The sequence below is a fragment of the Thauera sp. 28 genome (assembly GCF_000310145.2).
Classification (GTDB): Bacteria; Pseudomonadota; Gammaproteobacteria; order Burkholderiales; family Rhodocyclaceae; genus Thauera; species Thauera mechernichensis.
The window spans coordinates 59,167-83,703 of the sequence record NZ_AMXA01000012.1 but is presented as its reverse complement, the minus strand read 5'-3'; the positions used below and the strand labels follow the sequence as shown (position 1 = coordinate 83,703).

Annotated in this window: 23 protein-coding genes; 2 read left to right on the top strand and 21 right to left on the bottom strand. The window is 66.1% G+C overall.

Annotation, left to right across the window (positions count from 1 at the left end; translation table 11 throughout):
- Positions 1-12: 12 nt before the first annotated feature.
- The 13 genes from C662_RS10685 to C662_RS10620 all read right to left on the bottom strand — a co-directional run bounded on the left by C662_RS10685 (position 13) and on the right by C662_RS10620 (position 16,910).
- Positions 13-4,146 (bottom strand): translocation/assembly module TamB domain-containing protein, encoded by a 4,134-nt coding sequence (locus C662_RS10685; protein WP_002928605.1) that lies wholly within the window; start codon positions 4,144-4,146, stop codon positions 13-15.
- Positions 4,147-4,155: 9 nt separating this feature from the next.
- A complete protein-coding gene (gene trpC / locus C662_RS10680; RefSeq protein ID WP_002928602.1) occupies positions 4,156-4,956 on the bottom strand; it encodes an indole-3-glycerol phosphate synthase TrpC in 801 nt (266 codons plus the stop codon).
- Positions 4,953-5,993, bottom strand: a complete 1,041-nt coding sequence (trpD, locus tag C662_RS10675; RefSeq protein ID WP_002928598.1) for an anthranilate phosphoribosyltransferase — start codon at positions 5,991-5,993, stop codon at positions 4,953-4,955. The genes trpC and trpD overlap by 4 nt, the downstream gene beginning before the upstream one ends.
- Before the next feature lie 21 nt (positions 5,994-6,014).
- Complete coding sequence (locus C662_RS10670; protein WP_002928596.1) at positions 6,015-6,602, bottom strand: aminodeoxychorismate/anthranilate synthase component II; 588 nt, start codon at positions 6,600-6,602, stop codon at positions 6,015-6,017.
- Between the two features lie 62 nt (positions 6,603-6,664).
- Complete coding sequence (gene trpE, locus C662_RS10665) at positions 6,665-8,137, bottom strand: anthranilate synthase component I (protein WP_002928589.1); 1,473 nt, start codon at positions 8,135-8,137, stop codon at positions 6,665-6,667.
- A gap of 261 nt (positions 8,138-8,398) precedes the next feature.
- Positions 8,399-9,079 carry a phosphoglycolate phosphatase gene (locus tag C662_RS10655; RefSeq protein WP_002928588.1) on the bottom strand — a complete coding sequence of 227 codons (681 nt, stop codon included), beginning with the start codon at positions 9,077-9,079 and terminating at the stop codon, positions 8,399-8,401.
- Entirely contained in the window at positions 9,076-9,771 is a 696-nt protein-coding gene (gene rpe, locus C662_RS10650; RefSeq protein WP_002928586.1) for a ribulose-phosphate 3-epimerase, read from the bottom strand. The genes C662_RS10655 and rpe overlap by 4 nt, the downstream gene beginning before the upstream one ends.
- A 70-nt stretch (positions 9,772-9,841) precedes the next feature.
- Positions 9,842-12,202, bottom strand: a complete 2,361-nt coding sequence (locus C662_RS10645; RefSeq protein WP_002928582.1) for a GspE/PulE family protein — start codon at positions 12,200-12,202, stop codon at positions 9,842-9,844.
- Positions 12,203-12,270: 68 nt separating this feature from the next.
- A complete protein-coding gene (locus C662_RS10640) occupies positions 12,271-13,038 on the bottom strand; it encodes an MBL fold metallo-hydrolase (RefSeq protein WP_002928572.1) in 768 nt (255 codons plus the stop codon).
- Between the two features lie 121 nt (positions 13,039-13,159).
- Complete coding sequence (locus C662_RS10635) at positions 13,160-13,891, bottom strand: FHA domain-containing protein (protein ID WP_002928571.1); 732 nt, start codon at positions 13,889-13,891, stop codon at positions 13,160-13,162.
- Between the two features lie 151 nt (positions 13,892-14,042).
- Positions 14,043-14,936, bottom strand: a complete 894-nt coding sequence (gene sucD, locus C662_RS10630) for a succinate--CoA ligase subunit alpha (RefSeq protein WP_002928570.1) — start codon at positions 14,934-14,936, stop codon at positions 14,043-14,045.
- A 12-nt stretch (positions 14,937-14,948) separates the two neighbouring features.
- Positions 14,949-16,109 carry an ADP-forming succinate--CoA ligase subunit beta gene (sucC, locus tag C662_RS10625; RefSeq protein ID WP_002928569.1) on the bottom strand — a complete coding sequence of 387 codons (1,161 nt, stop codon included), beginning with the start codon at positions 16,107-16,109 and terminating at the stop codon, positions 14,949-14,951.
- 234 nt (positions 16,110-16,343) lie between these two features.
- Entirely contained in the window at positions 16,344-16,910 is a 567-nt protein-coding gene (locus C662_RS10620) for a DUF2889 domain-containing protein (protein WP_002928568.1), read from the bottom strand.
- Between the two features lie 228 nt (positions 16,911-17,138).
- On the opposite strand from C662_RS10620, the gene C662_RS19780 reads away from it, so the two are divergent.
- Entirely contained in the window at positions 17,139-19,013 is a 1,875-nt protein-coding gene (locus C662_RS19780) for a type IV pilus assembly protein FimV (RefSeq protein WP_002928567.1), read from the top strand.
- A 33-nt stretch (positions 19,014-19,046) separates the two neighbouring features.
- Here the strand turns inward: C662_RS19780 and C662_RS10605 are convergent, their stop codons facing one another.
- Entirely contained in the window at positions 19,047-19,802 is a 756-nt protein-coding gene (locus tag C662_RS10605; RefSeq protein ID WP_002928566.1) for a Nif3-like dinuclear metal center hexameric protein, read from the bottom strand.
- 88 nt (positions 19,803-19,890) lie between these two features.
- Between C662_RS10605 and C662_RS10600 the strand changes: the two genes are divergently transcribed.
- A complete protein-coding gene (locus tag C662_RS10600) occupies positions 19,891-21,048 on the top strand; it encodes a Do family serine endopeptidase (RefSeq protein WP_002928564.1) in 1,158 nt (385 codons plus the stop codon).
- A gap of 41 nt (positions 21,049-21,089) precedes the next feature.
- Here C662_RS10600 and tatC read toward each other — a convergent pair whose 3' ends face one another.
- The 7 genes from tatC to hisF form a co-directional block, all read right to left on the bottom strand.
- Positions 21,090-21,911, bottom strand: coding sequence for a twin-arginine translocase subunit TatC (gene tatC, locus C662_RS10595; protein ID WP_002928562.1), 822 nt, complete (start codon positions 21,909-21,911; stop codon positions 21,090-21,092).
- Positions 21,908-22,369, bottom strand: coding sequence for a Sec-independent protein translocase protein TatB (gene tatB, locus C662_RS10590; RefSeq protein ID WP_002928560.1), 462 nt, complete (start codon positions 22,367-22,369; stop codon positions 21,908-21,910). Before tatB ends, tatC begins: the two co-directional genes overlap by 4 nt.
- 96 nt (positions 22,370-22,465) lie before the next feature.
- On the bottom strand, positions 22,466-22,696 hold the full coding sequence (gene tatA, locus C662_RS10585; protein WP_002928559.1) for a Sec-independent protein translocase subunit TatA: 231 nt from the start codon (positions 22,694-22,696) through the stop codon (positions 22,466-22,468).
- A gap of 10 nt (positions 22,697-22,706) precedes the next feature.
- The gene (locus tag C662_RS10580) at positions 22,707-23,054 is read right to left on the bottom strand and encodes a histidine triad nucleotide-binding protein (protein WP_002928558.1); all 348 of its coding nucleotides are present in this window, start codon (positions 23,052-23,054) and stop codon (positions 22,707-22,709) included.
- A gap of 9 nt (positions 23,055-23,063) precedes the next feature.
- Entirely contained in the window at positions 23,064-23,387 is a 324-nt protein-coding gene (locus C662_RS10575; protein WP_002928557.1) for a phosphoribosyl-ATP diphosphatase, read from the bottom strand.
- Complete coding sequence (hisI, locus tag C662_RS10570; RefSeq protein ID WP_002928556.1) at positions 23,384-23,779, bottom strand: phosphoribosyl-AMP cyclohydrolase; 396 nt, start codon at positions 23,777-23,779, stop codon at positions 23,384-23,386. Before hisI ends, C662_RS10575 begins: the two co-directional genes overlap by 4 nt.
- Positions 23,776-24,534, bottom strand: coding sequence for an imidazole glycerol phosphate synthase subunit HisF (hisF, locus tag C662_RS10565; RefSeq protein ID WP_002928554.1), 759 nt, complete (start codon positions 24,532-24,534; stop codon positions 23,776-23,778). The genes hisI and hisF overlap by 4 nt, the downstream gene beginning before the upstream one ends.
- Between the last annotated feature and the right edge of the window lie 3 nt (positions 24,535-24,537).

Here is a 24,537-nt window from a genome sequence, read left to right as displayed (position 1 = left end):
CATCACTGCGGCTCAGCGGAAGGAGAAGCCGTAATGCAGATCGACCGAGGTGTCGGTCCCGCCACGCGCCACGAGCGACAGCCGGCGCGAGAGCTGGTAGCTCAGCTTGACCAGTGTGGCCGCCCCGCCCAGGCTCTGCTCGAAGGACAGGAACAGGTCGGGTCCAAGGCGCTTGCCCAGGCTGAGCACCTGGCCGGACACGGTGGGGCCGCTGGCAACCGTCGAGCCACTGCCGAGCACCCGGCTGCTTTGCGTGCGCGAGGTGCTGGTGAGCTCGCCCTGGCCAATGGAGAATGCGTCGAAGCCGAGGCTGCGCGAGAGCTCCTCGGTCATGCCGCCCCCCGGGCCGCCGAGCAACGCCGCGGCCGCCGGCAGCAACAGGCCCAGATCGGCCCCCGAAGCAGCGTCCGGGGCACGGCCAAGGACGATCCACGACAGCTTGGCGGGGTCGGGCACGTTGGGCTCGGACACCAGGCGCACCTGAGGGCGCTTGGCGCTGCCGGTGACGGCGACCCCAGCCTCCACCTCGAGCCCCTTGCGCAGTGCGACGATATTGAGCCCGGGCGCATCGAGCGGCCCCTGGAAGTTGACGACCCCGCGCTCGATCACCAGGTTCTGGCCATAGCCGCGGTAGCTGCCCCCTACGGTCGATACGGTACCGACGGCCGACAGCGCACGTCCGGGCTGCAGGCGGATACGCAGATCGCCAGCAAGGCGGGTCTCCAAACCCATCGCGGACAGGTATAGCGCATCGCCCAGTCCGACGCGGACATCGGCAGTGACGGCAAAGGCGCCGGCCTCGGCCACCTCGTCGCGGCCGAGCACCACCACGTCATCCGACAGGCTGGGGGGCATCGCCTCGGCGAACTCGATGTAGCCGGCATCGGCACGGAACTCGGCGTCGAGCGCCAGCGACGACCAGGTGCTGCGCGCACTCCCCTGGCCCGACAACAGCATCCAGCGGTCGTCACGCTGGAGTAGCGGCAGCCGATCGGCGGCAAAACGGAAGCGGCCGGCGCCGTTGTCGAGCGCCACCTCGCCGCTGGCCTCGAAACGCCCCGGACTGGCCGTCAACGCGGCCACCGGGATGCGTCCATCACGTGGCTGCACCCGGTTCGGCGATACGAACTCGAGGCGCAGAAGGCGCACGCGCTCTTGATCGAAGGCGAGATCGAGCTCGCCACCGGACAGCACCAGGCCCTGATCGACCAGCGTGAAGCCCAGCTCGCGTCCATTGATCGTGCCGCTCGCACGCGGCGCAGCCAGTGTCCCGGACACGGCGACCGCCCCCCCGATGCGTCCGGCGGTTTCCACATTCTCGCGCACGAGCCGGCCGAGCCAGGTGATCGACGGCATGTCCAGCCTGGCCGACGCACTGAGGGCCGTATCCGGCGGCAGGCTCCAGATGCCTTCGGCACTGCGCCGCGCACGCACGCTCGCTTCACCGGCGAGACTGCCGAATTCGCTGCCGCGCACGTCGAGCGCAAGCTCGAGACGGTCTCCGCGTGCCCGCAGGACGGCGTCGAGACGCTCCAGCCCCAGCCGGGTGCGCAACTCCCCTTCCAGGCGCACATCGCCCGCCTCGCGAAAGACCCGCGCTTCGCCGTCGAGCGTGCGGCCGACGCTCAGATCCCAGCGCGCGCCCAGCACCAGCGGGTCGGCGCCACGCCGGCGCTGGCCATCGGCGCGCCGCGGCTCGAGTTCGAGCACGAGCCCGCTGAGCTCGCCACGCAGCACGCTGCGGGTCGGCGACCATGCCGTCTCGAGCAAGCGGATGCGGCCCTTGTCTCCGGCATTGAATTCGGCCGCACCCAGGCGTACCGCATCGGGCGCGAGCTCGAGGGCCACCGGGGCCAGCAGGCGCGCCGCCACGCGCCCAGTCGTCTGCAGCGCCGACAACTCGCCGCGCCAGCGCAGCGCAGTCCCTGCTGCCAGTCCGCCCTTCAACCCGAGCTCGAGGGCATCGGCTTCAACACCGGCCGGCGCCACGTTCCCACCGGCAATTGCAGCAAGCTCGATACGGTGGCTGGCGCGCGTACCCTCGGCCGCCAGGCGCAGGCTGGACACCCAGTCGGACTGCGGCCGGCCGTCCTCATCCGGCGCGCTGCTGCCAAGCCCGCTCACGCCGAGTGCGAGCGCGAACGGCCCGTCGGTGCCAGCATCGAGCTGTACGACACCGTTGACGCCGCCGATGCGCACCTCGCCCGGCAGGCGCAGGCCCTCGCCGAAGAACTGCACGCGCCCCACGGGCGCTGCAAGCGCGCCACCGATCGAGCCCTCTGCCGAGGCCCGCCCGCCGAGGCCCAGGCCAAGCGCTTCGAGCGCCGGCGCATCGAGACGCAGCGCGAGACGATCCTGTGGTGCGCCCAGCGCCCCCTCGGCAACCAGGCTGTTGCCCGCCAGCTGCACATCCAGTGCGAGTTCGGGCAAGCGCTCACCCTCAACCCTGAGCTGGCCCTTGCCGCGCAGCGGCAGACCTTCGAGCAGGCTGTCGAGGATGTCGAAACGCAGCGCCACGGACAGCGGCTCGTCGGCCACCGGCAGCGCGCCTTCGGCATGCAGGTCGAGATCGAGGCGCGCCGACGGCGCCTCGGCCACAAACGCACGCGGGTCGGCCCCGCGCAGACGGGCACTCAGTTCGAACACCTGGCGGCCGGCCGCAGCGGGTCCTGCCGATGTACTGCCGCCGGACTCGGTCTCCGCCGCGGCAGCGTCGGCAGTCACTGCCATGCCTTGCAAGAGCGCCTGGATGTCGATGCGGGCGCTCCCCGCCTCGAGCGCAACACGCGCCTGCTGCCGGGCCTCGTCGCCCTCGGCGTCGATACGCCCCGCCAGCCGTTGCCGCGGCAGGCGACTGTCGAGCAAGCCCGGGTCTATGGCATCGAGCTCGAGCGCGGCATGGATGCGACCGAGGCCCCCCTCGCGGCGCGCATCGTCATCAGCCTGACCGCCGCGCTGCCACGCCACGCGACCGCCGATGCGCCCCGCGCCGGGCAGGCGCAGGTCGAGCGCATCGACGGCGAGGCCATCGTCCCGCCAGTCCAGGCGGCCATCGAGACTGAGCAGCGGAATACCCCCCTGGTCCACCGCCTGCGGCAGGCGATTGGTGACACGAATCGGCCCGGCAAGCAGGCTCGCCGCATCGGGCGTCGCCGCGAGTTCGGCCTCGAGGCTGAGCGCGGCGCGCGGCGCCCCGTCCACGAACGCAGCCGGGTCGATCTCGCCCGCCTTGACCGAAAGCCGACGCAGCGGCATCGCCGCCAGGCTCTCCGCCTCGACCTCGACCCGGGCGGTCAGCCCCTCGCCCTGGGCGTCGATGCTCAGATGGGGCTCGAGCAGGGTGTTGGTGGCGCCAAAGCGTGCGACCACGGCACGCCCGTCGATGACACCATCGAAGCGGCCCTCGCCATCGAGCGCGTGCGGTGCGGCGCCTTCGACACCCAGCGCGAGCTGCAGTCGTCCCTGGGGCAAGCTGAGCGCGAGCGTGCGCAACCGATGCCGACGGCCATCGCTGTCGAACGCGGCCTCGAGTTCGGTAAACAACGGTTGCGCGGCGTGATGCCCGGCACCGGAGCGGGCATCGAGATCGGCAGCGCCGCCATCCCCGGCCGGCTCGCCGGCACGCTCGTCGGCCTGGCCATGCGCCTCCTCTTCACCCAGCGTACGCATGACGAAAGCGCCCAGCACGAGGCTGCGCAGCTCGATGGCCAGCGGCACGGCGAGAGAGTCCGGCAGGGTGGTGGGGGCCGCGGGCGCAGTGTCGTCCGTGCTTGCCCTGGCGAGCTCGACGTGTGCCGCCGCGAGACGCTCGACCAGAAGGCGGCGCTCGAACAGCGCAGCAGGCTTCCATTCGAGTTCGAAGTCACGTACCTCGAGTTGCAGCCCGGGGGTTTCATAGCGCAGCACGTCGAGCTCGAAACCGCCGAGCACACGGCCTCGCGGACGCTCCGCATGCAGCGCGCCATCGGTGAGGCGGGTGCCGAGCGCCAGCGCGGTCTCAAGTCCGGACTGGGTACCGAGCAGCCAGGCCCCCAGTCCGGCAGCGCCCACAAGCGGCAGCAGCAGCGCGGCAGCCAGGCCTCGCAGCCAGCGGCGCCCACGTAGCTCGGGCGGGCGTGTTGCGGGAGTGGCCGGATGCGCCGTCATTGCGCTCGATCAGCCGCCGAACAGGGCCTTGAGCTCCAGGCCCGGATCCGGCGCACGCATGAAGGCCTCGCCAACGAGGAAGGTATGCACGCCCTCACCCTGCATCAGCGCAACATCCTCGGCACGCAGGATGCCCGATTCGGTGACGACGATGCGACCGGCGGCGCCACTGGCAATGCGCGGCAGCAGGTCGAGCGTGGTCTGCAGCGAGACCTCGAAGGTGCGCAGGTTGCGGTTGTTGATGCCGATCAGCGGTGTCTGCAGCTGCAGTGCCTGCTCGAGCTCGGCGCCGTCGTGGACCTCGACCAGCACCGCCATGCCCAGCGCCTGGGCGATCGCCTCCATGTCGCGCATCTGCGCAAGGTCGAGGCAGGCGGCGATGAGCAGGATGGCGTCTGCCCCCATCGCGCGCGCCTCGAAGACCTGGTAGGGATCGACCAGGAAGTCCTTGCGCAGCACCGGCAGCGCGCAGGCCGCACGTGCCGCCTGCAGGTATTCGGGGGCGCCCTGGAAGAAGCCGCGATCGGTCAGCACGGACAGGCAGGCGGCGCCGGCCGCCTCGTAGCTGGCGGCGATGGCGGCCGGGTCGAAGTCGGCACGGATCACGCCCTTGGAAGGGCTGGCCTTCTTGATCTCGGCGATCACCGCGGGCAGGCCACCCGCATGGCGGTTACGAATGGCGGCAACGAAACCACGTGCAGGGGGCTCGGCCTCGGCCAGCGCGCGCACGACGACGAGCGGTGCCGCAGCCGACGCGGCCGCGACCTCCTCGACCTTGACTGCACAGATCTTCTGCAGGATGTCGCTCATGCTGCGGCTCCGAACTGGCGGGTGAACCGTACGAAGGCATCGAGCTTGGCACGTGCCGCGCCGCTCTCGATCACCTCGCGCGCGCGCGCCACGCCAGCGCCGATCGACTCGACCAGGTTGGCGGTGTAGAGCGCGACCCCCGCGTTCAGGACGACGATCTCGCGCGCTGGCCCGGCACGGTTTTCCAGCGTAGCGAGCAGCACGGCGCGGGATTCGTCGGCATCTGCGACGCGCAGGTTGCGCGTACCGGCCATCTGCAGGCCGAAGTCCTCCGGGTGGATCTCGTACTCGCGCACCACGCCGTCCTTGAGCTCGCCGACCAGGGTCGAGGCACCGAGGCTGACCTCGTCCATGCCGTCCAGGCCATGCACGACCAGCACATGGTTGGCGCCCAGGCGCTCCATGACGCGCGCCTGGATGCCGACGAGGTCGGGATGGAACACCCCCATCAGGGTGTTGGGCGCGCCCGCTGGATTGGTGAGCGGACCGAGGATGTTGAAGATGGTGCGCACGCCCATCTCGCGCCGCACCGGCGCGACGTTCTTCATCGCACTGTGATGGTTGGGCGCGAACATGAAGCCGATACCGGTCTCCTCCACGCAGGCGGCAACCTGCTCGGGCGTAAGGTCGAGCCTGACGCCGAGCGCCTCGAGGACGTCGGCCGCACCGGACTTGGACGACACGCCACGCCCGCCGTGCTTGGCCACGCGCGCACCGGCCGCGGCAGCGACGAAGATGGTGGCGGTCGAGATGTTGAAGGTGTGCGTGCCGTCGCCACCGGTACCGACCACATCGAGGAAGTGGTCGTGCGGCGGCTTGACCACCACCTTGGTGGACATCTCGCGCATCACGGTGGCAGCTGCGGTGATCTCGCCGATGGTTTCCTTCTTGACGCGCAGTCCGGTGAGGATGGCCGCGGTCATCAGCGGCGAAACCTGGCCCGCCATGATCTGGCGCATCAACGACAGCATCTCGTCGAAGAAGATCTCGCGGTGCTCGATCGTGCGTTGCAGGGCTTGCTGGGCGGTAATCGTCATGTCGTGTTCTCCGACCGGTACTCAGGCGGCAGCCGGCAGTCGCGCGTCGCGGTCGAGGAAGTTCCTCAACAGCTCGTGGCCGCATTCGGTGAGGATGGACTCGGGGTGGAACTGCACGCCCTCGACGTCGAGCGTGCGGTGGCGCACACCCATGATCTCGCCGTCGTCCGTCCATGCGGTCACTTCAAGACAGTCGGGCAGGCTTGCGCGTTCAATGGCCAGCGAGTGGTAGCGCGTGCAGGTGAGCGGATTGGGCAGGCCGCGGAACACCCCTGCGTCGAGGTGGTGCACCGGCGAGGTCTTGCCGTGCATGAGCTTTCGCGCATGCACGATGCGCCCGCCGAAGGCCGCGCCGATGCTCTGGTGGCCAAGGCAGACGCCGAGGATGGGCAGCTTGCCGGCAAAGGCCTTGATTGCCGCCACCGAGATCCCGGCCTCGGCCGGCGAGCACGGCCCCGGGGAGATGACGAGCTGGTCCGGCTGCAGGGCCGCGATCTGTTCGAGCGTGATCTCGTCGTTGCGGAACACCTTCACCTGTGCCCCGAGCTCGCCGAAGTACTGCACGAGGTTGTAGGTAAAGCTGTCGTAGTTGTCGATCATCAGCAGCATGGTCTTCCCTTCGCGAAGGCCGGCCGCGGCCGGCTTCGTCAACATGAACGGCGCCGAGGCGCTCAGACGCGGGTGTCGAGCCCGCCTTCGGCCATTTCGGCAGCGCGCAGCATGGCGCGCGCCTTGCTCTGGGTTTCCTGCCATTCCGACTCGGGGTCGGAATCGGCGACGATGCCGGCACCGGCCTGGACGTGGATCTGACCATCCTTGACCACCGCGGTGCGGATCGCGATGGCGAGGTCCATGTCGCCATGAAAGCCCAGGTAGCCCGCCGCCCCGGCATAGATGCCGCGCTTGACCGGCTCGAGCTCGTCGATGATCTCCATCGCGCGCACCTTTGGGGCCCCCGACACAGTGCCGGCCGGGAAGGTGGCGCGCAGCACGGCGAGCGCGTTGAGACCTTCCTTGAGCCGGCCCTCGACGTTGGAGACGATGTGCATCACATGCGAATAGCGCTCGATGGTGAAGCGCTCGGTGACCTTGACGGTACCGGTCTCGGAGACGCGACCGGCGTCGTTGCGGCCAAGGTCGAGCAGTTGCAGATGCTCGGCACGCTCCTTCTCGTCGGCGAGGAGCTCCTGCTCGAGCGCGAGGTCCTCGGCCACCGTGGCGCCGCGCTTGCGCGTGCCGGCGATCGGGCGCACGGTAACGACCTCGTCCTCGAGCCGGGTGAGGATCTCGGGCGAGGCGCCGACGACGTGGAAGTCCTCGAAGTTGAAGTAGAACATGTAGGGCGAGGGGTTGAGCGAGCGGATCGCTCGGTACAGCGCCATCGGGCTGGCGGCGTAGGGCTTGCTCATGCGCTGCGACAGCACGACCTGCATGACGTCGCCATCGACAATGTACTGCTTGGCGCGCCGCACCGCGTCCTTGAAGGCGTCCTCGCCAAAGCTCGACACCGCCGCGGCCGGTTCGGCACGCACCTCGTCAGGGATCTGCACCGGCGCACGCAGACGGGCGAGGAGTTCGCGCAGGCGCTTCTGCGCACGCTTGTAGGCACCGGGCACCTCAGGCTCGGCGTACACCACGAGGGTGAGCTTGCCGCTGAGGTTGTCGACGATGGCGACCTCCTCCGAGAGCAGGAGCAGGATGTCGGGCGTGCCGACCGGATCGGGCTTGTCGGCCTTGGCGAGCTTGGGCTCGATATAGCGCACCGTGTCATAGCCGAAGCAGCCCACCAGGCCGCCCGCAAAACGCGGCAGGTGCTCGCGCGGCGGCACCTTGATACGGTTCATGAACTCGGCGACGAAGTTGAGCGGGTCACCATAGTCGCGACGCTCGACCAGGCGATTGCCGGTGAGCAGCAGCGCAGAGCGCTCATAGACCTCGATACGGGTAGGCGAGGACAGGCCGATGAAGGAGTAGCGCCCGAAGCGCTCGCCGCCCTGCACGGATTCGAGCAGATAGGTGTAGGGCTCGTTGGCGAGCTTCAGGTAGATGGACAGCGGGGTGTCGAGATCGGCAAAGGTCTCGAGCGTCAGCGGGATACGGTTGTAGCCCTCGGCGGCGAGGGCATTGAACTCTTGTTCGAGCATGGCGGCTCCACGTGCAGCAGATTGTTCTTCGGACGGTGCAGCGAATGCGGGGACAGGTTGGCGACAGGGTGCAGGCTGGCCTGCAGCGTGCGCCGCCCCGCGACAGGGTTGGCGTTCAGTGGCCCAAAGGCCAACGCCAAGCGCCGCGCCAGCAGGACTGGACGGTGAGGCAGGTGGCGGATGCGGAGCTGACCCTGTGTGCGAGCGTCACGATGGCGATCTGTCGTGGAGGTGAATGATGAGGGGGCGCAGCCCCTGTATTCATGCCGTAGCGATGTATTGCAGCGCCTCGGTGGCGATCGATAGTAGCCCATCGCATTCGATGGTGTCCACCGGCACGCCCTCGCTATAGCCATAGGTCACCAGCAGCACCGGCATACCCGCAGCCTGTGCGGCAAGCGCATCGTTGGCCGAGTCGCCGATCATCAGTGCGTCGGCCGTTGCAACACCGAGTCGCTCGCAGGCCAGCCTGACCACGGCGGGGTCCGGCTTCTTCACGTCAAGCGTGTCGCCACTGATGACGGTATCGAAATGGTGCGCGATGCCCATGCGCTCGAGCAGCGGCAGGGAGAAGGCCTCGGCCTTGTTGGTGACCACTGCCAGCTTGAGTCCAAGTGCACGCATCGCATCGAGGGTATCCGTTATACCCGGGTAGATGCGCGTACGCGCACCATTGACCACCGCGTAGTGGCGGCGAAACACGCCGATGGCGACGTCGATCTCGGCATCGCTGGCCTGCGTGCCCTCGGTCATGCAGCGCCGCACCAGGTTCGGGATGCCCTTGCCGACGAAGCTGTGGATCTCGTCCTGGCTGCGCAACGGGCGCCCGAGCTCGGCGAGGGTGAGGTTGGCGGCATCCGCAAGGTCGGTAATGGTGTCAAGCAGGGTGCCGTCGAGATCGAAGAGCACTGCGCGGGCGGCAAAGCGCGGCCGCGCGCTCATGCCGCCACCCCCGCGAGCTCGCTGCGCAGCGCACCGATGATCGAGTCGTAGCGATGCGGGTCACTGTCCTTGCCGGCACCGAACACGGCCGATCCGGCAACGAAGGTGTCGGCGCCGGCACGGGCGATCTCGGCAATGTTGTCGGTCTTCACCCCGCCATCGATCTCAAGCAGGATGCGCCGCCCGCTGCGCGCCGCGTAGGCGTCGATCTTCTCGCGCGCTGCACGCAGCTTGACGAGCGTCTCAGGGATGAACTTCTGCCCGCCGAAGCCTGGGTTGACGCTCATCAGCAGCACCACATCGAGCTTGTCCATGACGTGGTCCATGTGGTGCAGCGGCGTGGCCGGGTTGAACACCAGCCCGGCCTGACAGCCGGCATCGCGGATCAGGCCCAGGCTGCGGTCGATGTGTTCGGAGGCCTCGGGATGGAAGGTGATGACATTGGCGCCGGCCTTGGCGAAGTCGGGGATGATGCGATCGACCGGTTTCACCATCAGATGAACGTCGATCGGCGCCGTGGTATGCGGGCGGATGGCCTCGCACACCAGTGGTCCGATGGTGAGATTGGGGACGTAGTGGTTGTCCATCACGTCGAAGTGAATCCAGTCGGCGCCAGCGGCGATGACGTTGCGGACCTCTTCGCCGAGGCGGGCAAAGTCGGCGGACAGCAGGCTGGGGGCGATACGGTACATGGCGAACTCCGGGAGGGCTGAGGGCAGCCCCGATTCTACCCGCCTCGGTGCGCCCGGCACCCGCCGCGCGTCAGCGCACGCAGACCTTGCGCACCTGGCGAATGTCGGTGATGCCGGCCAGGATTTTCTCGATGCCATCCTGGCGCAGCGTGCGCATGCCCTCGGCAAGTGCCTGACCAAGCACCTGCTCGACGCGACCACGCTCCTGGATCAGGCGCTTGATCGCATCCGAGCCAAGCATCAGCTCATGCAGACCAACGCGCCCCTTGTAGCCCTCGGTGCAATGCTCGCAGCCAACCGCCCGGTAGAGCGTGAAGCGCCCCTCCTTGTCCGCGAACTCCGCCCGCCAGCGCTCGAGAACCTGCTCACGAGCGCGCTCCGGGTCTGCGCTGAACGCGGGCGTCAGGTGCATGTCCTCGCAGTACTCGTCGAGCAGATGCCCGATCTCCGCCGCTTCCGGCTCGTAGCGCTCGCGGCATTTGCCACAAAGGCGCTTTGCCAGGCGCTGGGCGAGCACGCCAAGGAGCGCATCGGAGAAATTGAACGGATCCATGCCCATGTCGAGCAGACGCACCACCGACTCGGGCGCACTGTTCGTATGCAGGGTGGAGAACACCAGGTGGCCGGTGAGCGAGGCTTCGATACCGACCGATACCGTCTCGTGATCGCGCATCTCGCCGACCATGATCACATCGGGATCGGCGCGCAGGAAGGCGCGCATCATGGTCGCGAAGTCGATCCCTGCCTTGCGGTTGACCTGCACCTGGCGCAGTCCCTTCTGGGTGATCTCCACCGGATCCTCGACCGTCCAGATCTTGGTGTCCGGCGTGTTGATGTGGCGCAGGATCGAATGCAGCGTGGTGGTCTTGCCCGAGCCGGTGGGGCCGCACACGAAGAAGATGCCATAGGGCTTGGCGATCGCAGCCTTGAGGCGCTCGAGATTGAACGGTAGCAGGCCAAGCTGATCGAGCGGAATGGGCTCGTTGCTCGCCAGCAGGCGCATCACCACGTCCTCCATGCCGCCCTGGGTAGGCAGGGTGGCGACCCGCAGCTCGATATCGAGCGGCGCGAACTTGCGGAACTTGATCTTGCCGTCCTGCGGGCGGCGGCGCTCGGCGATGTCCAGGTCGCACATGATCTTGATGCGGGTGATCAAGGGGTTGCGATAGCTGGCCGGAACCTCGATGTAGGGCACCAGCGAGCCGTCCTTGCGGAAACGGACCAGGGTCTTCTCGCGCCCCGGGCGAGGCTCGACATGGATGTCCGAGGCGCCCTGCCGGTATGCGTCGATGATGATCTTGTTGACCAGCTTGACCAGTTCATTGTCGGCCGCTGCCGTGACATCGTCCTTGAGCGACGGACCATCGTCATCGTGTTCCCCGAGGTCGGACAGCAGGTCGGTGACCGAGGCGTCATCGAGGGTGGCCCCGAAATACTGCTCGACCGTACGCTCGAAGTCATGCGTCGTCGTCACCCGGAAACTCAGGCGCTTCTTGAGCAACACGTTCTGCGCCACCCCGGAACTGCGCACCTGCTCGGGGTCGACGCACAGCACGACCACGCCCTCGTTGCTCTCCTCGTAAGGCAGCCACAGCATCTGCTCGACGTACTCGCGCTTGATGTTGCGCAGCAGGTCCATTGGCTTGACATGATTGGCCACGAAGGGCTGGTAGGGCACGCCGAAGAAGCGCGCCGCAGCGGCACCGAGCTCGGCGTAGGACAGGCCGAACTGCTCGACGAGCAAGGTCTCCACCGACGTGCCGCTCGCCCGCCCCTCGCGCGTCGCATCGGCGAACTCCTCGGCGGTGATGCGGCCGTCGGCAACCAGCGCATCGAAGCGCGAACGCAAGCGTGCGGGCTGTCGCGTATGCCTGAGAAACGCGACGCCGAGCGTCTGCGCCAGTCCGAGCACGCCCTCCTCGGCCACCTTGGAAAAAGGCTGGCCGTTTCGCGTGTTGATCAACTGCACCACGCCAAGGAGGCTGCCTGTGTCGGGATCACGTATCGGCGCCACCAACATCTGCCGCGAGTGAAAACCAGTGCTCGCGTCGACTTCGCGCCGCAACTTCAGCCCGGGCGAAATCGCACGCAGCTCGGAGTCGTCGTACACATCGCGCACGTTGACGAGCTCGCCGCTCAGCGCGACGTAGCCCGCGATGCTGTTCTCCCCGATCGGCAGGCGGATGCTCTGCACCCCGCTCAACCCGGTCTTGACCCGGGTCACGATCGAGCCCCCACCCTCCTCCACCGCGTAGATGGTGAAGCGCTCGGCCTCGAACAGCTCGCACAACTGCGGCGCCAGCTCGAGCATGATCTCCTCGACATCCTTGCTGGCATGGATGCGGTTGGTCAACGCCTGCAGGCCCTTGAAAAAGGAGAGACGGCCGGACACGGCACGACCCTGCGTCGTTGCAGCAGAGGATTCGCTCATGGTTTTCAGCTCATTCAGCGATTGGTCGGCGACTGCACGCCCGCACGACGATGACGGGCAGCAAGAAGCTAGAACTCCAGCACATCGCCCTGCTCGAGGCGGCGAGGCGCGAGTGCTGGAAGGCCTGCGCACAATTCTTCCATGATGCGCGAACTGCCGCCAGGCTTCAAATGGCTGATATGAACGACCGGTGCGACGTTCAGTTCCGCAAGCACAGTCAGCGACATGCTCGGGCACAGGTGGCGCGACGCCAGCGCAAGCCCGTGCTGTTCGTCGGCAAACGCCGTCTCCAGGATCAAGTGGCGGAGCTGCGGCTGGGCGTTGATCGCGTCGATCAACTCGGGACAGTAGGCGGTATCGCCGGAAAACACCAGCTGCCCGCTACCGCTGTCGAGGCAGAAGGCGACCGCCGGTACCGTATGCCGCGCTGGCAGCGCGGTGATCCGACGTCCCCTCAGGTCGACATGCTCACCCACCATCATGGGCTGGAAACGCATGAAGGGTTGGTGTTGGTCCGGGATGGCCGAGAAATCCGGCCAGACGAGCCAGTTGAAGATATGAGAATGCAGGATGCGGATCGTCTCTGGTGTCGCGTGCACCAGCAGTGGCTTGCTGCGCAGCTCACCGACCGAATCAATGAGGAGCGGCAAGGCCGCGATGTGATCCAGATGGGCATGCGTCAGGAAGACGTGGTCGATACGGGACAGGACCTCGAGCGGCAGATCGCCCACGCCCGTGCCACAATCGACGAGGATGTCATCGTCGACAAGGAAGGAGGTGGTCCGCGACTGCGACCCCCCGATTCCACCACTGCAGCCGAGTACTCTGAGCTTCATCACCCCGTCCACCCGAATCGCCGGCCGCCTCCGCGCGCTGCGAGTCGATTCCTCATGACTGCAAAACGTAACACCGCGCACCGCCCCTGCGCGCGGAATAAAATCACGTCAGTAGACCGACTCAGGTGCGCAGGAAGAACTCCATCTTCACCCCGGCCAGTTCGATGATGTCATGATCATCGAGATGGCGGGCCTGCGCATCGATCGCCTTGCCATTGACGAGCGGAAAACTCGCACCCTCGACATGGGTGATGAAATAGCCATGCGGCCGACGGGTGATGACGGCGACCTGGCGACCTGGCTTGCCGAGTGTGGTCATCGACTTGGTCAGCTCCAATTCGCGGCCGGCATTCGCACCACTGAGCACCTGAATCACGCCGACGAGATCGGTCGCGGCGGCTTGGGGTGTGCCTGGCTGCTGCCGCGCAGCGGCAGCCACAACCTGGGTTTCCGTCGGCGCCGGTCCGGCCGGCGCGGCAGTCACATCGGTGCTCACGCCCGGCATCTCGAAGGCCTTGAGCGCCGCGGTATCGACCATCTCCGACTGCGATGTGCCCGGCTTGGCATCGTCGGCGATGAACTTGATCCTGTACTTGCCTAGCTCGATGACGTCGTTGGCGCGCAGCACGTTCTTCTTGACTGGCTGACCATTGAGGTAAGTACCGTTGGTGCTGTTCTGGTCCTCGAGAAAGGCATCGCCGGTGATGCAGGTGATCACCGCGTGATGACCGCTGATGGCCAGGTTGTCGATCTGGATGTCGTTGTCGGGCTTGCGCCCGATGGTGGTGCGCTCCTTGTTGAGCGTCATCTCCTTGAGCACCAGACCATCCATGCTGAGGACCAGTTTCGGCATGCACCTACCCGTTCAATGATTGCTTCGACGACACCCGCGCGGCCTTGTGCCGGCGCGTGATCAACCTGCTCATTCTAACGCTGTCCCAAGGCGGGTTAACAAAAAAGGCGCCGGACCAGCCGGCGCCTTCGTGCAGGGACCCTGCAATGGATCAGAGCATGGCCTTGAGCAGCTTGGCCATCTCGGACGGGTTGCGCGTGACCTTGAAGCCGCACTCTTCCATGATGGCGAGCTTGGCGTCTGCGGTGTCAGCACCGCCGGAGATCAGCGCACCGGCGTGGCCCATGCGCTTGCCAGCCGGGGCGGTGACGCCAGCGATGAAGCCGACGATCGGCTTCTTCATGTTTTCCTTGCACCACAGCGCGGCTTCCGCCTCGTCCGGGCCACCGATCTCGCCGATCATGATGACCGCGTCGGTATCAGGATCGTCGTTGAACATGCGCATCACGTCGATGTGCTTGAGACCGTTGATCGGGTCGCCGCCGATGCCGACCGCCGAGGACTGGCCCAGGCCAATTTCGGTGAGCTGGGCAACGGCTTCATAGGTCAGCGTGCCAGAACGCGACACGACGCCGATGCGGCCCTTGCGGTGGATGTGGCCGGGCATGATGCCGATCTTGATCTCGTCGGGCGTGATCAGGCCGGGGCAGTTGGGGCCCAGCAGCAGGGTTTCCTTGCCGCCAGCGGCGACCTTCTGCTTCATCTTGTTGCGCACGACCAGCATGTCGCGAACCGGGATGCCTTCGGTGATGCAGATCGCCAGGTCGAGATCGGCCTCGCAGGCTTCCCAGATGGCATCGGCAGCACCCGCGGGCGGCACGTAGATGACCGACACGGTAGCACCGGTCTCGGCGGCGGCTTCCTTGACCGAGGCGTAGATGGGGATGTCGAAGATCTTCTCGCCGGCCTTCTTCGGGTTAACGCCGGCAACGAAGCAGTTCTTGCCGTTGGCGTACTCCTGGCACTTCTCGGTGTGGAACTGACCGGTCTTGCCAGTGATGCCCTGAGTGATGACCTTGGTGTCTTTGTTGATCAGGATGGACATTCGAAGCTCTCCTTACTTGACCGCAGCGACGATCTTGGTCGCAGCTTCCGCCATCGTGTCGGCGGTGATGATCGGCAGACCCGACTCGGCGAGGATCTTCTTGCCGAGGTCTTCGTTGGTGCCCTTCATGCGCACCACGAGCGGGACGGAGAGATGAACTTCCTTGGCTGCAGCGACCACGCCGGTGGCAATGGTGTCGCAGCGCATGATGCCACCGAAGATGTTGACCAGGATGCCCTTGACCTTGGGGTTCTTGAGCATGATCTTGAAGGCTTCGGTGACCTTCTCGGTGGTTGCGCCGCCGCCGACGTCCAGGAAGTTGGCCGGCTCTGCGCCGAACAGCTTGATGGTGTCCATGGTGGCCATGGCCAGGCCGGCACCGTTGACCAGGCAGCCGATGTTGCCATCGAGGCTGATGTAGGCCAGGTCGAACTTGGAGGCTTCGATCTCGTCGGCATCCTCTTCGTCGAGGTCGCGGTAGGCGACGATCTCGGGGTGACGATAGAGCGCGTTGGAATCGAAGTTGAACTTGGCGTCGAGCGCCTTCACCGTACCGTCACCCTCGTGGATCAGCGGGTTGATCTCGGCCAGCGAGGCGTCGGTTTCCATGTAGCAGGTGTAGAGCTTCTTGAGCGCATCCACGGCCTGGGCAGCCGAAGCCTCCGGCATGCCGATGCCCTTGACCAGCAGCAGCGCCTGCTCGTCGGTGAGGCCGACCAGCGGATCGACGAAGACCTTGATGATCTTCTCGGGCGTGTTGTGAGCGACTTCCTCGATGTCCATGCCGCCTTCGGACGAGGCCATGATGGCGACCTTCTGCGTGGCACGGTCAGTCAGGGCAGCGACGTAGTATTCGTGCTGGATGTCGGCGCCTTCCTCGATCAGGAGGTTGCGCACCTTCTGGCCTTCGGGGCCGGTCTGGTGGGTGATCAGTTGCATGCCGAGGATCTGGGACGCGTACTGGCGCACTTCGTCCAGCGACTTGGCGACCTTGACACCACCGCCCTTGCCGCGACCGCCAGCGTGGATCTGGGCCTTGACCACCCAGATCTTGCCGCCGAGCTCCTGTGCTGCCTTGACCGCGTCATCGACGCTGGTGCAATGGATGCCTCGCGGCGTGACGACACCGTACTTTCTCAGTACTTCTTTTGCCTGATACTCATGAATCTTCATGGTTGCCCTTCGTTCTAAGTCGCGACGGCCGACCCGCCGCAAACAGGTTGATGGCATGCTTCGGAGCGCGCGCTCCACGACCGGCGCCGTCTCCCTCGACCGTCGCCCGCCGCCAAGAATCGGGACCCCCCGACCCGACCCGCGGCACGCACGCAACACACGCGCCACGCCCGCAAGACTCCATAATTATAACCAGTTTTGCGCAGTGCACAGGGCCGGCCGGCGTACGGCCGCTCAGCCCCCTGCCCGCTCCTTGCCGGGCTGAGCACGGTACCACCTGGGATAGTAGGCGCGGACCGCTGCCGCCGAGGTCTCGAGCGCATGACAACGATCGAGCTGGAAGGGCTTCACACCGTCATCCTCGTTATCGCGCCGGAAGGTTGCAAAGGTCTGGATTGCCGCGGTCGGCAAGGACAGAAGCATTTCGGTTAGATGAGTACAGCCGCGCACGTCGGCGAACATTTCGCCCACCGTGCGACGAAAGCCGCGCACCAGGTTCAGGCCGATCAAGCCGCGATAGACAGGCCCGATCGTGTCGCACATCCCCGGGTAGGGCACGCCGTCCGAACAGGCCTCGGCATCGACGATGTCGAAACTGTGGTCGATGGTGATGCGCACACGCATCAGATGCACCGGCTCGCCAGCCGGGCGCAGACCGGACGCAATCGGGTAATCGACATCCTTGACGTCGGTCAGCGAGGCCTCGAGTTCGTACAGGCCGTCGTCTCGCAAGAAGCCTTCGACTTCGATGCGCCGGGTGTGAAGGCGCCTGCGCGGCACCGCGGGGGCATTAAGGGGCATTGCGGTCCTCAGCGTACGCTAGCGTATGGATTGCCGCATCTTAAACCATTTCGCCGCACACCCGGAGCCAGGCCGCGGGCGACCTCGCAGCGGTCGAATCAAGCGCGCAACCCCCCAAAACATCACGTCTTGGCACATTTCTTCATACCCTGCGTGACGGCGACGCTGGAACACATACCAAGAGTCTGTTACAACCCCGGAATCGATCTCCCGCCGGATGCGCGGAACATGAAGACCCAACGTACGACTCTCGCTCTCGTCATCGCCCTCGCCCTGACCGGCATTGCACCAGCACATGCCTTTGTCCTCGGCGAACCCCAGGCACTCTCCGCAATCGGGGAACCCTTCAGGGTGGAGATCCCGCTCAGCGGCCAAGGGCGCGATGCCGCAGGCTGTTTTCAGGTCGCTGCGGCGACGGGGGCCTCATCCGAGTTGCCGCAGTTGACCGGGGCACGGACCGCAGTCGCAGGCACGGGCGCAAGCGCACGACTGGTCGTGACGCGCAACCGCCCCGTCAACGACCCCATCGTCACCCTAGTAATCGAGAACGTGTGCGAATCGCGCCTGCGCCGCGAGTACACCCTGCTCCTGCCGTATCCTTCCAGCGCGATCAGCCCTGCACAGATCACGCCCGCAGCGCCCCCGCCCTCCGTGCAGACAGCCCGCCCGGCCCGTCCCGCAGCCGTCGCGCCCGCCAACGTGCGCACCTGGAACACGGCGCCTGGAGAGTCGCTCGAGTCACTTGCCAACGCACTCTATCCGGACGACACCGGAGCGCGCAGCCGTTTCATCCGCGCTACTGCGGGCGCAAACCCCGACCTGTTCCCCGACGACGCCTCGCGACGACGCCCCCTGCCGACAGGGACGGCTGTCCTGGTTCCGGACCTTCGCCGACTCTCGGGCTCCGCCCCCTCCACCCCCCCCAAGGCAGCGGCAGCCCGCGCACCTCGGCCCGCCGCCGCGAGCAGTGCTGCACGCGTGGCGCAGGATCGCGTCGAAGTCGACAAGGCGGTGTCCCCCGGGGCTCAGCGCGAGACCGCCACGGGCGGGACCGCAGTTCCTCTCGACGTACAGGCGCGCGAGCGCGAACTTGCCGCGGCGATCGACCGCAGCATCATCGTCGAGATGGAGTTGCTGGCGCGGATCAAGGAGCTTGAAGAGCTGCAGGCGCGCCTGGAGGCACGCATCCGCGCGCTCGACACCGCTCCCGTGGCTGCACCACAGCCCCCGGCGCCGCTGGTGGCACCGCCGGCAGTGGCCGCGACGCCGGCCGTAGCGGCCACTGCCCCTGCAGCGCCGCCTTCACCCCCCTTGGCGCCCGTTGCCGACCCGAACCAAGACCGTTACCTCATCGGCGGACTCGCGCTCGCGGCCCTGCTGCTGACCCTGGCCCTGCTGCGCCGCCGACGCACGCCCGCGTCAACCGTCGGCTCGCCGCATACAGCCATCCACACCCAGGCGCCCGCGGCCGACGCCGCACTCGCGCGCCTGCAGGCCAGAACCGCGGACAGCCCACCGCCAACGGTGGCCCCGTCCGTACCAGAAGGTCCCATGAGCCTGGTCGATTGGAACCCGCACGCAGTCGTCGAGCAGTCGATCGGCACGAAAGTGGACTCCAACCTGGACCTGAACGACGAGCACAAGTCGGCCGTCGAACTCGCCGACATCATGATGAGCTTCGGCCGCCTTCACGGCGCTGCCGAAACCCTGGCCGAGTTCATCCGCGGTAACCCGAAGCAGGCCATCACGCCCTGGCTCAAGCTGCTCGAGGTCTATCGCGCGGCCGGTCTGCGCGCCGAGTTCGACGCGATCGCGAACGAGCTGCACCGCACCTTCAACGTCAATACCGTGTATTGGCAGAACTACGACGCCTTGCGCGCCGTTGAAGCGAGCCTAGAAGATTACCCGCACATCGCCACCAAGCTCGAGAAGTCATGGCGCACGCCTGAATGCCAGCAGTTCCTCGAGGTTCTGCTGCGCGACAACCGGGATGGCAGCCGTAACGGCTTCCCGTTCCCGGTCATCGACGAGATCCTGCTGCTGTCGGCGATCCTCGAAGACGAGCTCGGCCCGTTCCGCCCGCCTCCCCCCTCAGCCGAATGACGCTTGCGACGCCGAGCGCCACGAACTGAGCGCTCAGACGGGATTGTCGAGATCGACGAAATCCGCCGTCAGCCCCGGCAGGGCGCTCAGGTGCGCGGCAATCGCACGCGCACCATAACGCTCGGTGGCATGGTGTCCTGCGGCGATGTAGGGCACGCCCGACTCGCGCGCAAGATGCACGGTCTGCTCGGAAATCTCGCCGGATACAAAAACATCTGCCCCCGCGAGGATCGCCTGCTCGAAATAGCCTTGCGCCCCTCCGGTGCACCAGGCGACACGGCGAACGATACGCTCGCCATCCCCCACCAGCAGCGGCAAACGCCCCAGCCTGTGCGCGATCTCGCGCGCCAGCACAGATGCACCGACCGGCCCCTGGGGGGGCGCGACACGGCCGATCCACCCCAGATCCTGGTCGGCAAACCGACCTTCGGCCTGCCACCCCATGATCTGCGCCAGCTGGGCGTTGTTGCCCAGCTCCGGATGAACATCAAGCGGCAGGTGATAGGCAAAGAGGCTTACATCGTTTGCCAGCAGGGTACGCAGGCGCTGACGGCGGATCCCGCAGATCCGGCCGTCCTCGCCCTTCCAGAAGTATCCATGATGGACGAACACCGCGTCATATCTACCCGCCACCGCGTGGTCCAGCAGCGCCTGGCTGGCGGTGACGCCGCACAGCACGCGTGCGACCTCGGCGCGTCCTTCCACTTGCAGACCGTTTGGGCAATAATCCTTCAGCCGCGGCGCATCGAGCAGGGTATCGAGGTAATCCCTGAGCTCCGACAGTTGCATGCAATCTCCTTTGGTGGAAGGGGCTGGCCAGCGCCCCCACCACAACCGTCCCGGCCTCCAGGAGGCCGTCGTTCCAAGAGTCTCAATTATGCGCCGCTTGTGGCTCATTTTCGCCCAGGCCGTGACCATCAGCGTCGCGGTCCTGTTCGTCCTCAACACGCTCAAGCCCGAATGGCTGCGCGGCGCGACGCCTGCCTCCGTGATCGCGATCCTCGAGGCACCGAGCACAGGCGAGCGCACGCCAGCCACCGGCTCGTATGCCCAGGCCGCACAGCAATCGATGCCTGCGGTGGTCCACATCTTCACCAGCAAGGCTGGGCGCAGCCAACGCCATCCCCTGTTCGACGATCCCCTGTTCCGTCATTTCTTCGGCGAGCGCCCGGGCAACAGCCCAAACCAGCGCGAGTCAGGCCTTGGCTCGGGGGTGATCGTCAGCCCTGACGGCTACGTGCTGACCAATAACCACGTTATCGAAACCGCCGATGCGATCGAGGTCGCGCTCAACGATGGCCGCAAGTATCCGGCCCAGTTGATCGGCCGTGACCCCGAAACCGACCTCGCCGTGTTGCGCGTCGACACCGGCGGGCAGCTACCCGCCATCACCCTGTCGGCCAGCGACAGCCTCAGCGTGGGTGATGTCGTGCTGGCGATTGGCAACCCCTTCGGCGTCGGCCAGACCGTAACCATGGGCATCGTCTCGGCACTCGGCCGCAGCCAGCTCGGCATCAACACCTTCGAGAACTACATCCAGACCGACGCGGCCATCAACCCGGGCAACTCGGGCGGCGCACTGGTCGACAGCGCCGGCCACCTGGTCGGCATCAACACGGCCATATACTCGCGCTCGGGAGGCTCGCTCGGCATCGGCTTCGCCATCCCGGTATCGATCGCACGCAACGTCTTGACGCAGATTGTTTCCACGGGGGAGGTCATTCGCGGCTGGGTCGGCGTGGAAATCCAGGACCTTACCCCCGAGCTGGCCGAATCCTTCGGCTTTGCGGACGCGCGTGGCACGCTGATTGCCGGTGTACTGCGGGGCAGCCCGGCCGAGCGCGCAGGCATACGCCCGGGTGACGTGCTGATCGAGCTGGACGGTGCCGCAGTGCGCGATCCGAAGACCATGCTCGACATGGTTGCCGCACTGCCGCCGGGACGTGAGGCCACGTTCCGCATCCGCAGGGGCGGCCAGGAGATCGAGCTTGGCGTGGAGATCGGCCGCCGGCCGACACCACAGCCCAGTCGCTGAGAACTTTCAGCGTCCTGGCTGGGCGGGGTGTGCAGCCCGGATCAACCCTTGTCGCGCTCGCCGTCCTTGGCCTCGATTCGGCCCACCTCGCTGTCCCCGCCCGCAATCGACGGCGGCACGTAATCCGCTGCGGCTGCGGCCTGCGGCGAAGATTTGCTCATCCAGCCGGCGAGGATGATCCCGAGTTCGTAGAGCAGGCACATCGGCACTGCCAGCATGAACTGCGAAATCACATCGGGCGGCGTGACGATCGCTGCGATCACGAACGCGCCCACGATGACATAGGGGCGGGCCTCCTTGAGCTTGGCGACGTCCACAATGCCGGCCTTCACCATCAGGATCACCGCCACCGGCACCTCAAAGGTGATGCCGAAAGCGAGGAACATCGACATCACGAAGGACAGGTACTGTTCGATGTCCGGCGCGGGCACGATGCTCTTCGGCGCAAACTCGGCGATGAACTTGAACACCATGCCGAACACGAAGAAGTAGCAGAACGCCATGCCGATGAGAAACAGCAGCGTGCTACCCAGCACCAGAGGCAGCGCCATGCGCTTTTCATGCGCATACAGGCCCGGGGCGATGAAGGCCCACGCCTGATAGAGCACCCATGGCAGTGCAAACACGAAAGCGACCATCATCGTCACTTTCACCGGAACGAAGAACGGCGTGACCACGCCGGTGGCGATCATGTTGGTCCCCTCAGGGAGGGTATTCATCATCGGTCGCGCGAGGATGTCGTAGATGTCTCCCGCCCAGGGCATCAGGCAAACGAAGACGACGATCACCGCAAGCAGCGCGCGGATCAGCCGGTCGCGCAGCTCGATGAGGTGGGCGATGAAAGTTTCCTGTTGTGCGCTCATGCCTTTGTCTTGTCTGCGTTGGCTGACTCACGCGCTGCGGCATCCAGGCCAAGCTCGAGTTGCGGTCCGGCCTCTGCACCCGCGACAGGCGACGTGTCACCGCCGGCCACCGATGGCGGCGCTGTCGCGCTGTCCGCAGGCGCCACCGGATTGCCGTCGGGCAGCATCGTGCGCAACTCCTCCGCGGTACGCCCGACCTCGGACTCGACACCCGCGACCCCGGAGCGCACCGAGGACTCGAGCTCCTGCGCCTGCTGCTTGACCTGCTCCTGCAGCTTCTTGAGCTCCTCGAGCTGCATTTCGCGCTGTATGTCGGATTTCACGTCCGACACGTAGCGCTGCACTCGTCCGAGCACATGACCCGCCGTGCGCGCGACCTTGGGCAGGCGCTCAGGCCCGACCACGACCAGCAGCACGACGCCGATCACCATGAGTTCAGTAAAACCGAAATCGAACATGTCCGCCCGCTCGATACGCGGCGCACCGGATGCGCACCGCAGTAAAACGAAGGGGCGCTCCCGTCAGGGCGCCCCTCCTGCTTCGAGTCGCGAAGCTCAGGACTGGGTCTTGTCGACCTTCTCCCGCGCTTCGCCTTCTATCGTCCTGCCATCGCCAGCAATCTTCTGCTGCGAAGCTGCGTCGGCATCGCCTTCCTTCATGCCGTCCTTGAAGCCCTTGACTGCCCCACCGAGATCAGAGCCGATGTTGCGCAGCTTCTTGGTGCCGAACACCAGCAGGACGATGACCAGCACGATCAGCCAGTGCCAGATGCTGAAAGAACCCATACCGCTCTCCTTAACGCTTCAACATGGGCGGCAGGGGATCCGCGCCGCCCAGAATATGAAGGTGCAGATGATACACCTCCTGCAAACCAACCCTTCCGGTGTTGATGATGGTCCGGAAGCCGTCGGTGCATCCTTGATCACGGGCAATCTGCCCGGCCGCAACCATCAGACGCCCCATTGCCACCTCATGTTCCGCCGTCAGGTGGGCCATGGAGTCGACATGCTGCTTCGGGACGACCAGAACATGCACGGGAGCAACCGGATTGATGTCGTGAAAGGCGTAGACGTGCTCGTCTTCATACACCTTCTTCGACGGAATCTCGCCGCGGACGATACGGCAGAAGATGCACTCGCTCATCGCGCCCCCTCAAGCCGTCCGCGACTTCTTCTCGTCGATGCCGGACACGCCCTCGCGACGACGGAACTCGGCGAGCACGTCGTCCACGGACAGGCCGTTGTGGGCAAGCAGGACCATGGAGTGGAACCACAGGTCGGTCACTTCCCAAACAAGGTGCAGCATGTCCTTGTCCTTGGCCGCCATGATGGTCTCTGCAGCCTCCTCGGCAACTTTCTTGCAGATCGCATCCGTCCCTTTCTGGTACAGGCTGGAGACGTAGGAGGAGTCAGGATCGGCCTTCTTGCGCGCGGCCAGGGTGTCGGACACACGATGCAGCACTTCGATATCGATCATTTGTAGATCTCCTGCGGGTCTTTCAAAACCGGTTCGACAGCCTCCCAGCGGCCATCTGCGAAATACTTCTGGAAGAAGCAGCTGTGCCGGCCGGTATGGCAAGCGATCCCGCCAACCTGCTCGATCTTCAACAACACGACGTCGTTGTCGCAATCGATGCGGATGTCGAGCACCTTCTGCACATGCCCGGACTCTTCCCCCTTGTGCCACAGCTTACGGCGCGAACGTGACCAGTAGATGGCTTCGCCGGTCTCCGCGGTACGCTGCAGCGCTTCGCGGTTCATCCAGGCGAACATCAGCACGTCGCCCGTTGCGGCCTCCTGGGCGATCACCGGCACCAGGCCATGCTCATCCCACTGCACCTCGTTCAACCAGCGCGTGTGCTCACTCACAGTCTCACCTCGATACCTCGCGCACGCATCAATTCCTTGGCCTCGCGCACGGTGTGCTGTCCGAAATGGAAGATGCTCGCCGCCAGCACCGCATCCGCACGCCCCTCGGAAACGCCCTCGGCAAGGTGCTCGAGACTGCCGACGCCTCCGCTGGCGATCACCGGAATGCGGACCGCATCGGACACTGCCCGTGTCAAGGCCAGATCGAAGCCGCTCTTGGTGCCATCGCGGTCCATGCTGGTGAGCAGGATCTCACCCGCCCCCAGGGCCTCGACCTTGCGCGCCCATTCGATGGCGTCCAGCCCGGTGTTGTTGCGCCCGCCATGGGTGAACACTTCCCATCTGCCCGGCGCCGTCTGCTTGGCGTCGATTGCGACCACGATGCACTGGCTGCCCACCTTGCTCGAAGCGTCGTGCACGAGCTGGGGGTTGTTGACGGCCGCAGTGTTCATGCTCACCTTGTCGGCACCGGCATTGAGCAAGCGACGCACGTCCTCGACCACACGTACACCGCCGCCGACAGTGAGCGGAATGAACACCTGCTCTGCGACCTGCTCGACGACGTGGAGAATGATGTCGCGATCGTCGGAACTGGCCGTGATGTCGAGGAAGGTGATCTCGTCCGCGCCTTGCTCGTCGTAGCGGCGGGCGATCTCGACAGGATCGCCTGCATCGCGCAGCTCAACGAAATTTACGCCCTTGACCACACGCCCGGACTTCACGTCCAGGCAGGGAATGATGCGCTTGGCCAACATCAG

What these genes read in the sequence shown, in the direction of transcription:
- C662_RS10645 (WP_002928582.1), bottom strand. Translation starts at nt 12,202, where the DNA reads ATGAGCGAATCCTCTGCTGCAACGACGCAGGGTCGTGCCGTGTCCGGC.
- C662_RS10605 (WP_002928566.1), bottom strand. Translation starts at nt 19,802, where the DNA reads ATGCAACTGTCGGAGCTCAGGGATTACCTCGATACCCTGCTCGATGCG.
- sucD (WP_002928570.1), bottom strand. Translation starts at nt 14,936, where the DNA reads ATGTCCATCCTGATCAACAAAGACACCAAGGTCATCACTCAGGGCATC.
- C662_RS10620 (WP_002928568.1), bottom strand. Translation starts at nt 16,910, where the DNA reads ATGCCCCTTAATGCCCCCGCGGTGCCGCGCAGGCGCCTTCACACCCGG.
- hisF (WP_002928554.1), bottom strand. Translation starts at nt 24,534, where the DNA reads ATGTTGGCCAAGCGCATCATTCCCTGCCTGGACGTGAAGTCCGGGCGT.
- C662_RS10580 (WP_002928558.1), bottom strand. Translation starts at nt 23,054, where the DNA reads ATGAGCGAGTGCATCTTCTGCCGTATCGTCCGCGGCGAGATTCCGTCG.
- C662_RS10670 (WP_002928596.1), bottom strand. Translation starts at nt 6,602, where the DNA reads ATGCTGCTGATGATCGACAACTACGACAGCTTTACCTACAACCTCGTG.
- C662_RS10640 (WP_002928572.1), bottom strand. Translation starts at nt 13,038, where the DNA reads ATGAAGCTCAGAGTACTCGGCTGCAGTGGTGGAATCGGGGGGTCGCAG.
- rpe (WP_002928586.1), bottom strand. Translation starts at nt 9,771, where the DNA reads ATGTACCGTATCGCCCCCAGCCTGCTGTCCGCCGACTTTGCCCGCCTC.
- tatB (WP_002928560.1), bottom strand. Translation starts at nt 22,369, where the DNA reads ATGTTCGATTTCGGTTTTACTGAACTCATGGTGATCGGCGTCGTGCTG.
- trpE (WP_002928589.1), bottom strand. Translation starts at nt 8,137, where the DNA reads ATGCTCGAACAAGAGTTCAATGCCCTCGCCGCCGAGGGCTACAACCGT.
- C662_RS10635 (WP_002928571.1), bottom strand. Translation starts at nt 13,891, where the DNA reads ATGCCGAAACTGGTCCTCAGCATGGATGGTCTGGTGCTCAAGGAGATG.
- tatA (WP_002928559.1), bottom strand. Translation starts at nt 22,696, where the DNA reads ATGGGTTCTTTCAGCATCTGGCACTGGCTGATCGTGCTGGTCATCGTC.
- C662_RS10655 (WP_002928588.1), bottom strand. Translation starts at nt 9,079, where the DNA reads ATGAGCGCGCGGCCGCGCTTTGCCGCCCGCGCAGTGCTCTTCGATCTC.
- trpD (WP_002928598.1), bottom strand. Translation starts at nt 5,993, where the DNA reads ATGACGATTACCGCCCAGCAAGCCCTGCAACGCACGATCGAGCACCGC.
- C662_RS10575 (WP_002928557.1), bottom strand. Translation starts at nt 23,387, where the DNA reads ATGATCGATATCGAAGTGCTGCATCGTGTGTCCGACACCCTGGCCGCG.
- C662_RS10685 (WP_002928605.1), bottom strand. Translation starts at nt 4,146, where the DNA reads ATGACGGCGCATCCGGCCACTCCCGCAACACGCCCGCCCGAGCTACGT.
- C662_RS10600 (WP_002928564.1), top strand. Translation starts at nt 19,891, where the DNA reads ATGCGCCGCTTGTGGCTCATTTTCGCCCAGGCCGTGACCATCAGCGTC.
- sucC (WP_002928569.1), bottom strand. Translation starts at nt 16,109, where the DNA reads ATGAAGATTCATGAGTATCAGGCAAAAGAAGTACTGAGAAAGTACGGT.
- tatC (WP_002928562.1), bottom strand. Translation starts at nt 21,911, where the DNA reads ATGAGCGCACAACAGGAAACTTTCATCGCCCACCTCATCGAGCTGCGC.
- C662_RS19780 (WP_002928567.1), top strand. Translation starts at nt 17,139, where the DNA reads ATGAAGACCCAACGTACGACTCTCGCTCTCGTCATCGCCCTCGCCCTG.
- trpC (WP_002928602.1), bottom strand. Translation starts at nt 4,956, where the DNA reads ATGAGCGACATCCTGCAGAAGATCTGTGCAGTCAAGGTCGAGGAGGTC.